The organism is Streptomyces sp. NBC_01515, assembly GCF_045040345.1.
Taxonomy (GTDB): Bacteria; Actinomycetota; Actinomycetes; order Streptomycetales; family Streptomycetaceae; genus Streptomyces.
In genome coordinates this window covers 508,823-522,626 of record NZ_CP109416.1, presented here as the reverse complement: position 1 = coordinate 522,626, position 13,804 = coordinate 508,823, and the positions used below count along the sequence as shown (strand labels likewise).

11 protein-coding genes are annotated in these 13,804 nt (G+C 69.0%); 2 read left to right on the top strand and 9 right to left on the bottom strand.

What is annotated here, in order from left to right; genetic code table 11:
- Positions 1 to 101 precede the first annotated feature (101 nt).
- Positions 102 to 2,792, top strand: a complete 2,691-nt coding sequence (locus tag OG407_RS01975; RefSeq protein ID WP_405854360.1) for an RICIN domain-containing protein — start codon at positions 102 to 104, stop codon at positions 2,790 to 2,792.
- Between the two features lie 92 nt (positions 2,793 to 2,884).
- Here OG407_RS01975 and OG407_RS01970 read toward each other — a convergent pair whose 3' ends face one another.
- The 9 genes from OG407_RS01970 to OG407_RS01930 form a co-directional block, all read right to left on the bottom strand.
- On the bottom strand, positions 2,885 to 3,856 hold the full coding sequence (locus OG407_RS01970) for an aldo/keto reductase (protein ID WP_405854358.1): 972 nt from the start codon (positions 3,854 to 3,856) through the stop codon (positions 2,885 to 2,887).
- An 18-nt stretch (positions 3,857 to 3,874) separates the two neighbouring features.
- A complete protein-coding gene (locus OG407_RS01965) occupies positions 3,875 to 4,636 on the bottom strand; it encodes an SDR family oxidoreductase (RefSeq protein WP_405854357.1) in 762 nt (253 codons plus the stop codon).
- Positions 4,633 to 5,688, bottom strand: coding sequence for a zinc-binding dehydrogenase (locus tag OG407_RS01960; RefSeq protein WP_405854356.1), 1,056 nt, complete (start codon positions 5,686 to 5,688; stop codon positions 4,633 to 4,635). Before OG407_RS01960 ends, OG407_RS01965 begins: the two co-directional genes overlap by 4 nt.
- Before the next feature lie 113 nt (positions 5,689 to 5,801).
- Complete coding sequence (locus tag OG407_RS01955) at positions 5,802 to 6,713, bottom strand: amidohydrolase family protein (protein ID WP_405854354.1); 912 nt, start codon at positions 6,711 to 6,713, stop codon at positions 5,802 to 5,804.
- A 46-nt stretch (positions 6,714 to 6,759) separates the two neighbouring features.
- Positions 6,760 to 7,107 carry an L-rhamnose mutarotase gene (locus OG407_RS01950; RefSeq protein ID WP_405854352.1) on the bottom strand — a complete coding sequence of 116 codons (348 nt, stop codon included), beginning with the start codon at positions 7,105 to 7,107 and terminating at the stop codon, positions 6,760 to 6,762.
- On the bottom strand, positions 7,104 to 9,116 hold the full coding sequence (locus OG407_RS01945) for a hypothetical protein (protein WP_405854350.1): 2,013 nt from the start codon (positions 9,114 to 9,116) through the stop codon (positions 7,104 to 7,106). Before OG407_RS01945 ends, OG407_RS01950 begins: the two co-directional genes overlap by 4 nt.
- A 66-nt stretch (positions 9,117 to 9,182) precedes the next feature.
- A complete protein-coding gene (locus tag OG407_RS01940) occupies positions 9,183 to 10,085 on the bottom strand; it encodes a carbohydrate ABC transporter permease (protein ID WP_405854348.1) in 903 nt (300 codons plus the stop codon).
- A 55-nt stretch (positions 10,086 to 10,140) separates the two neighbouring features.
- Positions 10,141 to 11,055, bottom strand: coding sequence for a carbohydrate ABC transporter permease (locus OG407_RS01935; RefSeq protein ID WP_405854346.1), 915 nt, complete (start codon positions 11,053 to 11,055; stop codon positions 10,141 to 10,143).
- Positions 11,052 to 12,413, bottom strand: a complete 1,362-nt coding sequence (locus tag OG407_RS01930) for an ABC transporter substrate-binding protein (protein ID WP_405854344.1) — start codon at positions 12,411 to 12,413, stop codon at positions 11,052 to 11,054. Before OG407_RS01930 ends, OG407_RS01935 begins: the two co-directional genes overlap by 4 nt.
- A 361-nt stretch (positions 12,414 to 12,774) precedes the next feature.
- Here OG407_RS01930 and OG407_RS01925 point away from each other — a divergent pair, with 361 nt between their 5' ends.
- Complete coding sequence (locus OG407_RS01925; RefSeq protein WP_405854342.1) at positions 12,775 to 13,572, top strand: FadR/GntR family transcriptional regulator; 798 nt, start codon at positions 12,775 to 12,777, stop codon at positions 13,570 to 13,572.
- The last annotated feature ends 232 nt before the right edge of the window (positions 13,573 to 13,804 follow it).

Genomic DNA, 13,804 nt, shown 5'->3' with positions numbered 1-13,804 from the left:
TCGGTGAAAAATAGATATGCCTATCGTCTTGACTGGGGTGCCGTAGTGCGTCGATAAATGCAACTCATAAGCAGCGGGGGTCTGGAGGAGGGACACCACAGATGAGACCTCGACGCATCGGGGCGGGGACACTGAAGGCGCTTGCGGCGGCAACAGTCGTCTTCGCGGCCGTACTTCCCGTTCAACCCGCCTACGCGGCCACGACGAACTTCTACGTCGACCCTGTCAACGGCAGTGACAGCAACTCGGGAACCAGCACCACCGCGGCGTTCAAAACCGTCCAGGCCGCCAAGACCGCGGTCCGAGCCGTCAACGCGAACATGGCCGACGACATCGTCGTGAACCTGCGCGGAGGCACCTACCCCCTCACCGACCCGATCAGCTTCGGCACCAGTGACTCGGGCACCAACGGCCACACGGTCGTCTACCAGGCGTACAACGGTGAGACGCCCGTGATCACCAGTGGCAAGGCCGTCACCGGCTGGACCGCGGCTGCCAACGGCGAGTACAAGGCGTCCGTGGGCACCCTCAACTTCCGGCAGCTGTACGTCAACGGGGTCCGCGCCACCCGGGCCCGCTTCCCCGACATCGGCTCCGACTTCCAGCTCCAGGGCAGTGACAAGCCCAACAAGCTGCTGAAGGTGCTCAGTTCGCAGGTCCCCAACTGGGACCACCTCAACCAGGTCGAGATGATGCTGGAAACGCAGTGGGGCGAGAGCTTCCTGCGGCTGAAGTCGATCAGCTCCAGCAACGGCACCGCCAACGTGTCCATCCAGGACCACGAAGCGGGCATCCTCTTCCAGCGCCCCTTCCCGGTGCTCTCCGACGGCGTTCCCCTGCACTTCGAGAACGCCCACGAGTTCCTCAACGAGCCGGGCGAGTTCTACGTCGACACGGCCGCGCAGACCGTCTACTACAAGCCCCGCCCCGGCGAAGACATGTCCACGGCCGCGGTGCAGGCGCCGACGCTGGAGACGCTCTTCGACGTCAAGGGCACGAACCTCGACAGTCCCGCCCACGATCTGCGCTTCTCCGGGATCACCTTCACCCGGACCACCTGGATGGAACCGACGGTCAACGGCTACCTCAACGCCCAGGGCGGCAACTACAACATCTCGGCGGACAACTCGAACAACCAGTACGTCGGTCGCCCGCCGGCCGGGGTCCAGGCCGCGGACGCCGACCGGGTCTCCTTCACGGGCAACACCTTCACGCAGATGGGCTCCACCGCCCTCGACCTGTCCCACGGCGTGCACGACAGCACGGTGACCGGCAACCTCGTCTCCGACATCTCCGGCAACGGAATCATGGTCGGCAAGTTCTCCGACCCGACCGTGGAGTACCACACCGTCTACAACCCGCCCACCTCACCGCCTGGTGAGGACGCCCGGGAGGTGGTCAAGAACGTCACCGTCAAGAACAACCTGATCACCCGGATCGGGGTGGACTACCTGGGAACCGCGGGCATCAACGCGGGCTTCGTCAACAGCACCACCATCGACCACAACGACATCTCCGACACTCCGTGGGCCGGCATCTCGCTCGGCTGGGGCTGGCAGTCGGCGGCCAACGCCGAAGGCAACAACAGCGTCAGCTACAACCGCATCGGCAACGTGATGAACCGGCTGTGCGACTCCGCCGGTATCTACCACCTCTCGAACGACCCGAACACGGTCATCAACGGCAACTACGTCCACGACGCGATACGAGTGCCGTCCGCCTGCGGCAACGCCGTGCACGGCGTCTACCTGGACGAGGGGTCGGACAACATGACCGTCTCGAACAACGTGCTGTCGCGTACCGACGGATTCATCAACCAGAACCGCAACGGCCCCAACGTCACGCTCACCAACAACACGACGTCCGGCGACTCGGTGATCAAGGCCTCCGGTCTTGAGTCCGCCTACCAGGGGCTGGCGACGAAGCTCAACCTCGCCTACAACAAGTCGGCGTCCTCCTCGTCGGTCTACGATTCCGGCACGCCGGCCGCGAACGCCGTCGACAACAACAACTCGACCGGCTGGTCGCCCACCGGAAGTGACTCCTCGGCGTGGTGGCAGGTCGACCTGGGGCAGGCCTACCAGCTCGGACAGTTCTCACTGACGACCCGCCAGAACCTGGACCAGTCGGAGACCCGCGGCAACTTCGAGATCCGGGCGTCCAACGACCCGTCCTTCGGCAACTACACCGTCCTGGGACGTCAGACGGACACCCTGCCGCTCGCCGCGACACTCACGAGCAACGTCGACGTCCGCCAGCAGTTCCGCTACGTGCGGGTCGCCAAGACCGACGCCGCGTACTTCTACATCACGGACTTCAGTGTGCAGCGGGCCGACGGGGCACTGGAGGACGCGACCGGTACGCCGACCATCAACCCGTCGACGTTCTACACGATCAAGAACGTCAACAGCGGGCAGATGATGGATGTCTACGGATGGTCCACCGCCGACGGCGGCAGCGTCGTCCAGTGGCCGAGCACCGGTGGCGCCAACCAGCAGTGGACCATCGTTCCGGTCACCGGGCAGCTCTACAAGATCGTGAACAGGAACAGCGGCAAGGCCCTCGAGATGAACTTCTCCAGCCACTGGAAGGGGACCGGGGCGCAGCAGGGGACCTACGGCGGTGGCAACAACCAGCTGTGGTACTTCGAGCCGACCAGCGGCGGGTACCTCATCCGCAACTTCGAGAGCAGGCAGGTCCTGGAGGTGAGCAGCGGATCGACGGCGAACGGAGCCGCCGTCGATCAGTGGATGCCGCTCAACCAGTCCAACCAGGCTTGGACGATCCAGTGACAGGCCGCCTGCCCGACCTGGTGGGGCGGTAGCCGGTGGGGCCGGAAAGCGTCGCTTTCCGGCCCCACCGTACGCGGTCGTCGGTATCGCTCTCAGACGTGCCTGATCAGCCCCTGAGCGCGGAGGTCGTCCCAGAGGGCCGCGGGAACGGTACTCCCGTGCAGTTCCGCGTTCCGTGTCACTTCGACGGGGCTGCGCATGCCGAGGGTGACGTTGACGACGCTGGGGTGGGTGAACGGGAAGGCGATGGCGGCGGCGGGCAGGGTGGTGCCGTGCGCCTCGCAGGTCCCGGCGATCGCCAGGGCCCGCGCGACGAGTTCCGGTGGGGCGTCCTGGTAGTCGTACTTCATGCCTTCGGTGGGCCGGTCGAGGGCGAGCAGGCCCGAGTTGAAGACGCCGACGGCGACGACGCTCCTGCCCTGTTCCCGTGCGGCGGGCAGGACATCGTCCAGTGCGGACTGGTCCAGGAGTGTGTAGCGGCCGGCGAGCATGACCACGTCGGCGGCGCTCTCGCGCAGGAAGCGGGAGAGCATCGCGGACTGGTTCATGCCGGCGCCGATCGCGCCGACGACGCCCTGCCGGCGCAGGTCCGCGAGGGTGGGCATGGCCTCCTCGACCGCCTGCCGCCAGTGGTCGTCGGGGTCGTGCAGGTACACGATGTCGAGGCGGTCCAGGCCGGTGCGGGTGAGGGTGTCCTCGATGCAGCGCAGGACGCCGTCGCGGCTGAAGTCCCACCGACGGCGCAGGTCGTCGCGGACGACGAAGCCCTCGGTGTCGACACCGCGCGGATCCTCGTTGGGCACCAGCAGCCTGCCCACCTTGGAGGAGATGGCGTACTCGTCCCGCGGGCGGTCTCGCAGCGCGGCCCCCAGACGACGCTCGGAGAGGCCGAGGCCGTAGTGCGGTGCGGTGTCGAAGTAGCGGATGCCCGCGTCCCAGGCCGCGTGGACGGCGGCCTTCGCGTCGTGCACCGGCGTGACGCGGAACAGATTGCCGATCCCCGCCCCTCCGAAGCCGAGTTCGGTGAGCGCGACGGATGTTCCGGGGATCTCACGTTGCTGCAAGGGAGCTCCTGGAGCAGTTCATCGGCCGAGCCATCCGCCGTCGACAGGGAGGACGACGCCATGGAGGTAGGCGGCGGCGTCGGAGGCGAGGAAGACCGCTGCGCCTGCCAGGTCGTCCGGGTCGCCCCAGCGTCCGGCGGGGATGCGGTCCAGGATCGCGGTGCTGCGGTCCGGGTCGTCGCGGAGTGCCCGGGTGTTGTCGGTGGCGATGTACCCGGGGGCGAGGGCGTTGACATTCACACCGTGCGGCGCCCATTCGTTGGCCAGGGCTTTGGTCAGCCCGGCGATGCCGTGCTTGGCGGCGGTGTAGCCGGGGACGGTGATACCGCCCTGGAAGCTGAGCAGCGAGGCGGTGAAGATGACTTTCCCCCGGCCGCGGTCCACCATCGTCGCGCCCACCGCACGGGTCAGCGCGAACTGTGCGGTGAGGTTGACCTGGAGCACCAACTCCCAGTCTGCGTCGGTGTGTTGGGCTGCCGGAGTGCGGCGGATCGTGCCCGCGTTGTTGACCAGGATGTCTATCGGCCGCCCGCGTCCGGCCAGGTCCGCGCCCAGGGCCCGTACGGCTTCGGGGTCGGCGAAGTCGGTGCGGATCGCCTCGAAGCCGCGCCCGGCGGCCTGGACGTCCTTCTCCACCGCGCTGCCGGATTCCTCCAGGCCGACGCTGACGCCGATGATGTCCGCCCCGGCCGCCGCGAGCGCCCGGGCCATGGCACGGCCGATGCCGCGTCGGGCACCGGTGACGACGGCGAGCTTCCCCGTGAGGTCGAAGGAGGTCATACGCCGGCCTCCCGGACGTCGTGGGCCGTGGCGGCGGTGCAGTCCACGAGGATCTTCATCACGTCACCGCCGCCCTCCAGCGCCTCGAACGCGGCGGGCGCCTGGGTGAGAGGGACGACCTTGCTGATCAGCCGCCCGGCCGGAACAGTGCCGTCCGCCACCAGGGCCACCGCCGTCTCGAAGTCGCGGCGGGAGTACAGGCGGGCACCCACCAGGGTGAGTTCGCGCCAGAAGAAGCGGTGCAGATCCACCTCGCGGGGCCGGGAGTGGATGGCCACCAGGCACAGCCGGCCCCGCACCCCCAGGACGTCCACTGCCGTGTCCACGCCGGCCGCCGCACCGGACACCTCGAAGGCGACGTCCGCGCCCGCGTCCCCGGTCCACCGACCCACCAGTGCCGCCACATCGTCCGTGGCCGGGTCCCACGCCGTCAGCCCCAACTCCTCGGCCAGCAGCCGACGGTGGGCGCTCGGCTCCACCACCCGGATGTCGGCACCCGTCGCCCGCGCGACCAGCGCGATCAGGATGCCGACCGGCCCGCCGCCGACCACCACGACCTTCTCGCCCCCGGTGACCTCGGCGCGGCCCACGTCGTGCACGGCCACCGCGGTGGGCTCGACGAGCGCGGCCAGGTCCAGAGCGAGGGTGCCGGGCAGCCGGACGAGGGTGGCGGCGGGTACGGTCCAGCGCTGCTGCATCGCGCCCGGGGAGTCGATACCGATGAAGTCCAGGTGCTGACAGATGTGTTGATGGCCGGCGCGGCAGGCCGGGCAGGTGTCGTCCCAGCGCAGTGGCATCACCGTGACCGCGTCACCGGTCCGCCAGCCCTCCACACCCGGACCCACCCGGGCGATCCGGCCGGACATCTCGTGCCCCAGGACGGCGGGCGCGGCGACGCGGGCGTCCATGTCGCCGTGGAATAGGTGCAGATCGGTGCCGCAGATACCGACGAAGGCGGGAGTCAGTTCCACCTCACCGGGGCCGGGAGGGGAGGGCTCGGCCGGAGCCGTGTCCAGAGTGCGGGCGGAGACGTAACGGACGGCAAGGGGCATCGGGTCGTCAGGGTCCTTTCAGCGCGGGCACCCTTCGTCAGCAGATGTGTTGGGTGTCCGGCGCGGGTTCGCAGGGGGCGCGACAGGTGCGCGCGACGGGGTGGGCGTAGTGGTCAGATCGTGTGCGGGGCGACGTCGGCCGCGTCCGGCACGGAGGGGATGCGGTAGAAGGCGGTCGCGGTGCCGGCGAGGATCGAGTGGATCTCGGCGTCGGAACAGCCCTGGAGCAGTTCGTCCACGGTGGCGGCCCAGCGGTTCCAGCCGCCCGCGAGGTTCGCGACCGGCCAGTCGGAGCCGAACATCAGCCGGTCCGGTCCGAAGGCGGAGAGCAGGACGTCCCACACCGGGCGGATGTCGTCGACGGTCCACTTCCCGTGGTCCGCCTCCGTGATCAGCCCCGAGACCTTGCAGACCACGTGCGGGTGGGCGGCCAGCCTGCGCAACCGGCCCTCCCAGTCGGCCAGTTCACCGTCGGCGATCGACGGTTTCCCGGCGTGGTCGAGCACCTGAGGCAGGTCCGGGAACCGCTCGGCCAGCCGGATCGCCTGGTCGAGCTGGTGGCCGCGGACGAGCACGTCGTAGGAGAGCCCGCGGTCCCGCACCGCCGCCAACCCGCTTTCGACATCGGGGCGTTGCAGCCATCGCGGATCCGTCTCGCCCTGTACGAGGTGACGCAGGGACCGCAGCCGTGTGCCGCCCGGCCCGGCGAGCAACCCGTCGAGCCGGTCGCCGATCCCCGGGGACGTCAGGTCCGCCCAGCCGACCACGGCCCCGATCAACGCCTCCCGCTCCGCGAGCGCGAGCAGGTCCTCCGTCTCGGACATGTCGGCCACGCACTGGACAGCCACCGTGCTGTGCAGACGGCGGCCCGCGATGGGCCGCGTGGCGGTGGTACGCAGGTCGTCGGGGGTGAAGGTGCCGCGGATCGCTGCCAGAGCGGGGTCGTCGAGCCAGGGCTGCGGACGCAGGGCGAGGTCCCACAGGTGGTGGTGGGCGTCGATGAGAGGAGCGGCGGTGGGGGTCACTGGTGGTCCAAGTCCGGTGGGGCCCCGTGGTCCGGGGCGAGTTGTGTCAGGTGCTGGTCGTGTCGCCCGGCGGATCGAGGTGCCAGATCTCGGGGAGTTCCGTCCACTGCCGGGAAGCGCCACGGTCGGGCCAGGGCTCCTGGCAGGGGTCGGTGAGTTTCCACCACTCCTGGGTCGACGGGTCGGCTTCGAGGACGGTCATGTCGGCCTCGAAGTCGTCGCCGTGGTACTCGAAGTAGGCGAACAGCACGTCGCCTTGGAGGAAGATGCTGTAATTGCGGATGTTCGAACGGTGCAAGGCGGCTTCCACGCCGGGCCAGACGGCCGAGTGGAGTGCGAGGTACTCCTCGCGGTGTTCGGGTCGGAGCCTGATGGTCTGGGCGACGCGCTTCATGCGGCTTCCTCCTCCGCACCGGGGGAGGGCCGGTCGGCGGGAGCGTCGAACGGCGTGCGGTAGCTGGGCGTGTTGGTGCGCAGTCGCAGGCACAGGGTGAGCCGGATGCGGGTGGACGCGGGCAGCCGGACCGTCAGGAAGGCGCTGTCGCAGACGTACTCGGTTTCGGTGACCACGGGCTCGGTGTGGCCGTAGTCGTACATGCCGCCGATCCAGCCGTCGTCCGCGCAGGTCGTGTACCGGACGGTGGTGATGGTGTGCTCGGCGAAGGCACCCGCCTGGACGATCACCGTGCGTGTGGACTCGGGGGAGAGGTTCACCAGCTCGACGGTGGTCGCCCCGGGGTCGATGGAGGTGACCAGCGCGGCCACGTCCGGCGGCAGGCCGGCCCGGCGGGCGTCGGCGTCGTGATAGCGCAGCCGGGCCTGCTGAAGGCCGCCGTTGTACAGCACCTGGGGGCCGCCCCACGTCAGCTGGACGAGGGCCTCGGTGGCCACGGGGTTGCACTGCTGCCACACGTGGATGTCGGCCTCGGGCACGTCCAGGTCGCGGTAGCGCCGGATGCGCCGCAGGCGGTGGCGGATCTGGGCCTGGGCGGCGGCGAGGATCCGCTCGGGGTAGCCCGGGTCGTCGCCGGCGAGGAAGGCGAACCACGCCTTCTCGTGCCCGGACTCCTCCTTGGCCCGGAACGGCCGGACGGTCCGCCAGTCGATGCCGTCGACCTCGCGCAGCCCCTCCAGCCGCGCACGGTCGGCGTCGGAGGCCGTGTGGTGCCACAGGGCCACCGGGACCGGCGGGGTGGCCGGGTTGTGGTCGAACCAGCCCGAGTCGTTGTGGCGGAACGGCAGGTGAGGCGTGGGTGTGTCGACGTCGGGGCCGAGTTCGACCTCCCACTTGGAGGGGAGGCTGGAGTCCGCTTCGGTGTAGGGCATCACCTTGCTGTGGCTGATCAGCGTGTCGAGTGAGGTCGCGACCATGGAGAGGTAGCCGTCGTCGCCGGTGACCGTGGCCGCCGCCAGCGCCGCCACACAGGCCGCGTGGCCCACGCTGTGCCAGCCGTGCGGCCAGGACCAGCCGTAGTGGCCGCCGTACCAACGGCCCTCCAGCAGACTGCCGACGACGCCGTCCGGGCCGGCGTTGTCCGGGACGAGGCCGCCGTTCGCCTCGGTGCGCTCCCGCCACGCCCCGACGTACTGGACGATCCAGTCGCGGTAGCGGTCCTCGCCGGACAGGATCCAGGCGTTGAGGACCAGCCCGGCCGCGGCGAGGTTGACCGCCGTGTCACCGACACCCGTCCGGTCGCGCATCTGCGTGCCGAGACGTGGGTCCGCGGAGAGCGGGTAGGGGCCCTCGCCGGCCTCGGGGATCCAGTCGAGCGGGAAGCCGTAGGTCTGTGCCTCCTTCTCCAGCCAGGGATAGACGGCACCGTCGAACAGGCCCCGGCGGTCGGGATCGCTGCCGTTGTGTGGGCGGGTGATGACGCGGTGCTCGGGGTCGTAGTTGCCGTGGGCCGGGTCGACGTACAAGTCGGCGAAGCGCAGGGCGCGTTCGGACCATCGATCGGGGGCGGCCATGCTGAGGAAGTAGAGCAGGAGCAGGCTCTCGCCCTGGTGGAACCAGTCGTAGCCGCGCTCGAACTCCCCGTGCAGCATGCCCAGTTCGGTGAGCTGCCGGGTCACTCCCTCCCAGTGCCTTTCGCTGGCGGGCAGCAGGTCGTCGGCGCCGCCGAGAAGGTAGAGCTGGGGCCAGTTGAAGAACACCTCGTAGAAGTCGTCCACACCGTCACGGGTGGTCAGCGCGCCGGAGTAGTTCAGCCGTCCGTCCGGACCGGTGAAGTCGTGGGCGAAGCGCCGCCAGGCATGGTCGAGGAGATCGAAGAGGGACCGCTGGGCCAGGGCCCAGCCGGGTGGTTCGAGCAGCGGTACCCCCGCCTCGATTCCGGGTGGCGCGACCGGGCCGCCGTCGGCGGCGTCCTCGGCCGTGCTGCGGTCCGCAGAGCTGAAGGGCATGGGAGATCTCCGTTCGGGGTGGGCGGCGGGACGGCGCGCGCCGGCGACGACGGCCGGGACGGGCCGCTATTCCTTGGTGGCGCCGGCGAGCATCCCGCTGACCAGGAAGCGCTGGGCGAAGAGGAAGACGACCAGGACGGGCGTGATGGCCACGAGGGTCGCCAGGGCCAGCTGCGGCCGCTCGATCGCGAGCGTGCCGACGGCCGGGTTGAAGGACGGCACGCTGCTGAGCAGGCTGCCGACTCCCACCTGGATGGGCATCTGACTGCTGTCGGGGAGCATGACGTAGGGGAGGAAGTAGTTGGTCCAGTTGGCGACGAAGCTGAAGAAGCCCACGAGCGCGATGACCGGCGTCGCCAGGGGCAGCGCGATGTGCCAGAAGACGCGGAACTCCGAGCAGCCGTCCATCCGTGCCGCCGCCAGCAGGTCCTTCGGTACGGCGGTGGTGAAGTAGATGTAGGTCAGGTACACGCCGAACGGATAGAACGAGTACGGCAGGATGATCGACCACATCGTGCCGATCAGGTGCACCGCGTTGATCTCCAGGAACAACGGCACCACCAGCGTGGCGTTCGGCATGAGCATCACGACCAGGGTCGCGACCAGCAGGGTGTGCCGACCGCGGAACTCGGTCATGGCCAGGGCGTATCCCGCGGGAACGGCGACAGCGAGGGTGATGACCAGCGAGATCACCGCGTAGAGCGCGGAGTTGCCGAGCCACTGCATGACGGCGTTGTCCTGGAACGCCGTGAGCGCGTCCCAGTTGGCCTTCAGCGCGTGGAAGGAGCCGAAGGACAGCGGGTTGTCGTGGACCAGTTGCTGGTCGGTCTTGGTCGCCGCGAGGACGAGCCACAGCACCGGCAGCACGAAGAAGACGAGGAACGCGGCCAGTACGGATCCGGTCAGCAGCCGGGCGGCCAGGTGTCGTACGGGCGGGCGGGGCGACGGCTGGTGATGCGATCGGCTCATGAGGGGCGCTTCCCGTTCCGGGCCCGCCGTGGCGGCGACTCGGCCGGCAGAGGTTTCAGTCGGCATCGAAGAACCCCGACCGTGCGACGAAGACGGCGGCGGCCGACACACTGACGACCAGGAGCTCCACCGAGACCGCGGCGGCGCCGTTGATGTTGTTCATCTGGAAGGCGAAGTCGAACGTCAACTGGTTGAGCGAGTAGTCGCGTCCGGCCACGCCCACACTGGCGAGGGACAGCAACTGCGGCTCCACGAACAACTGGGCCCCGCCCGCGAAGGCCAGGATCACCATGTACACGATCCACTTGCGGAGCATCGGGATCTGTACGTGCCAGGCGGTCCGCCAGGCGCCCGCGCCGTCGATCCGCGCGGCTTCCATCACGTCCGTGGGGATGTTGTTGAGCGCGCCGTAGATGACGACGATCCAGCCCCCGGCGCCGGTCCAGAACGCGATGACCGTGAACAGCAGCGGCAGGTGGCCGGGCGCGATCACCTCGCCGAAGGTGTGGAACCCCATCACGCCCAGCAGGGAACTGACCGGACTCACCGTCGGGTCGAGCATGAACAGCCACACCAGCACACTCGCGGCGCCGGCCAGCGCCCCCGGTATGTAGTAGAGGAAACGCAGCACCTTGCCGGCGGAACCCGAGGCCAGGCCGTGCAGCAGCAACGCCAGGGCCACCACGAACACCACCAGGGACAGCAGCCAGAAGGCGAGGTAGGCGGCGACATGGCCCAGGGCGTCCAGGAACCGGAAGTCCTGAGCCGTGGACACGAAGTTGGCGAACCCGGTGACCCTGCCCCCGGCGTCGGTGAAGGCGAAGTAGACCGCGTAGGCCGTGGGAAGGACGCCGAAGGCGACCAGCAGGACGACATAGGCGGCGACGAAGGCCATACCGGCCCGGCTCTGCGGGCCGGCGCCGTTGCGGCGCCGGCCGGCAGAGCTGCCCGCGGAGTGGGTGAGGGTCACTGGGAGACCTTGTATCCGTTGGACTTGGCGTACTTGACGATGGAGTCCTGCCAGGCCGGGAGCATGGAGACGACGCTCTTGCCCTGGGTCAGGCCGGGCTTGACGGTCGCGGCCCAGATCGCTTCCTGGCTGAACTGGCCCGCGCCCCAGCCCGTCCAGACCTGGGAGGACGCGGTCTTGAGAGCGCTCAGGTCGCTTGCGAAGTAGCCCGAGGTGTCCTGTCCCTTCAGCCACGTCTCGGCCGCCGGCGCGTACGCGGGGAAGCCCGGCGCCTTCTCGCCCTGGTAGGCGTTGTCGGTGGTGACCCACTTCAGGAAGTCGGTCGCGGCCTTGATGTGGGTGGAGTGCTTGGACAGCAGCCAGGTGCCGCCGCCGACGTTGCCGGTGGACGGCGAGGTCTCCCCCTTCCACTGCGGGACGGGCGCCGCGCCGATCTGCTTGGCCGGGGTCTTGAAGGTGCCCTCGAACACCGCGCCGCCGTACCAGGCGGGGCCCGGCATGAGCAGGACCTTGTCGGCCTCGTTCTTGCCGAAGTCGGTGCTGAACACCCCGCTGATGGACATGGACTTGTTCTTGATCAGTACGTCCATGAGCTTGGCCATCCTGGTGCAGGCCTCGCTGGAGGTGTTCACCGACACCGCCTTCGGGCCGGTGATGTCGTTGGCGCCGCACTTGCTCGCCCACAGGTAGATCTCGGGCGTGAAGGAGTCGCCGGCGTCGCCCACGAGGTAGCCCGGGTGCTCCTTGGCCACCTTCTCGCCGAGCGCCTGGAAGTCCTCCCAGGTCGTGGGGATCCGGTAGCCGAACTTCTTCATCAGGGGCGCGTTGTACCAGAGCACCGCCTGGGAGAGGTCGTTGCGCAGACAGTAGACGGTGCCGCCCACCGTGCAGACGTCGTTGGCTCCGCTCGCGAACTTCCCCAGGGTCGCCGCGGGGATCAGGCCCTTGTTGAGCGGAGCGGCGAAGTTCGCGTCGACCGCCCAGGACGCCTCGTTGTTCTGCGAGCTGAACACGAGGTCCGGCCAGCCCTTGCCGGTGCGGTTGAAGAGCTGGACCTTGGTCTGGAGGTAGTTCGAGCCGTTGGCGTCGCCGTCGTAGGTGACGATGTTCAGCTTCACGTCCGGGTGCTGCTGCTGGTACAGCTTCGCGGCCTCCACGCGGGTCGCGTCCACCCAGACGGTCAACGTGCCGTCCTTCTGCGGAGCCTGACCGAAGCCGTCCTTGGCCGTCGTACCCGTGGCGCCTCCGCCGCAGGCGGTCAAGGTGAGCGCAGCGGTGACCGCACAGCAGGCCAGCGACGCCGTACGCCTCTTGCTGGTTGCCCTCTCCCGGCCGGACGAAGGCTTGTAGACGGTCATGTGCGACTCCACTCGTTTACAGGGCGCCCGGAGCAGATGGGCAGGTGGCGCGAGGACAGGGCGACGCGGGGCCGAAGCGGTCGGGCGCCGAAGACTGCGGACGGCCGTCTCGTTTGCCGTCGCGGAAGAAATTAGCCGCCCTATCGAGGGTCGCGTCAAGGGTTTGTGCAACCTTCTTCTCCGGCAATACGCCGAGGATGGAGCTATTGGTGTCTGCTAAGTGACTATTGGGGTATTTGATGATCGCGCACGATGGGCGAGATGATCTGCTCAATGAATACGACTCATTGCCGCTTGGGATAGGATGGCGTGGCTGCACAGGACGAGCCGCCCCAGTTGCGTCAGCCAGGAGGCAGAACAGATGAGCGACATGCCCGCGCCCCAGGCGGCCCTGCCGACGCAGGCACCTCCCGTTGCGGCGGCGGCGGTGAACGGCGCGGAGAAGCGGGGTGACTACCGGCCCGGCTACGAGATCGTGGCGGAGCAGCTGCTTGAGTTCATCGCCGAGTCCCGACTGGAGGCAGGCGATCGGCTGCCCACGGAGAACGACCTGGCCCAGCGGCTGAACACCAGCAGGGCGGTGGTGCGGGAGGCCGTGAAGATCCTCTCGGCGCTCGGCCGGGTCCGTGCGCACAAGGGACGCGGACTGTTCGTCGCCGACGACGAGGGCATGCTCGTCACCAGCCGTTGGGGCGGCTTTTTCCGTCCCGTCGACCTCGATCACGTGCTGATGCTGTTCGAGTTCCGCAGGGTCCAGGAGATGGCCGCGAGCAGCCTGGCCGCCACCCGCGCCACGCCCGCCGAGCTACGGAGCCTTGAGGTGGCCGTGGAGCAGTGCCGGCACGGGTTCGTCAACGGTGAGGTCGGTGTCTTCAACAAGGCGGACGAGGACTTCCACATGGCTGTGGCCGCGGCCTCGCACAACGCCTTCCTCGTCAGCGCCGTGCGGGACGCGCGCCGACTGCAACGACAGTCCAGCGCGATCGGGATCCACGACTCGCTCGGCGAGGGAACCGAGGCCGCGGTCGCCGAGCACGAGGTGATCTACCGGGCCATTCGCGACGGTCGGCCCGACGAGGCGGCCGAGGCGACTGCGGCCCATCTCGACAGGACTCTTGAGGACTACCGGCGCGAGATCCAGCGACGCCTGTTCGGATAGCGTTCGGGGCCGGAGTCCAGCCGGGTGGACCGCCGACAGGAACGTCCTTCGGGCCTTTGGTGACTGGCCGTAGATCACTTTGTGGGCGACGTGGGCGGGATCTGTCCTGCCGAGGAGCCGGCTCCGACGCCGCGGTTGCCGTGCGTGAGAAGCCGTGGGTCTGCCGGTGGCTGGCCCCCGAGGCGGCCATGATCGTGGGGAGCGCTCCCGCCGGAAGCACTCCCCACGGCGC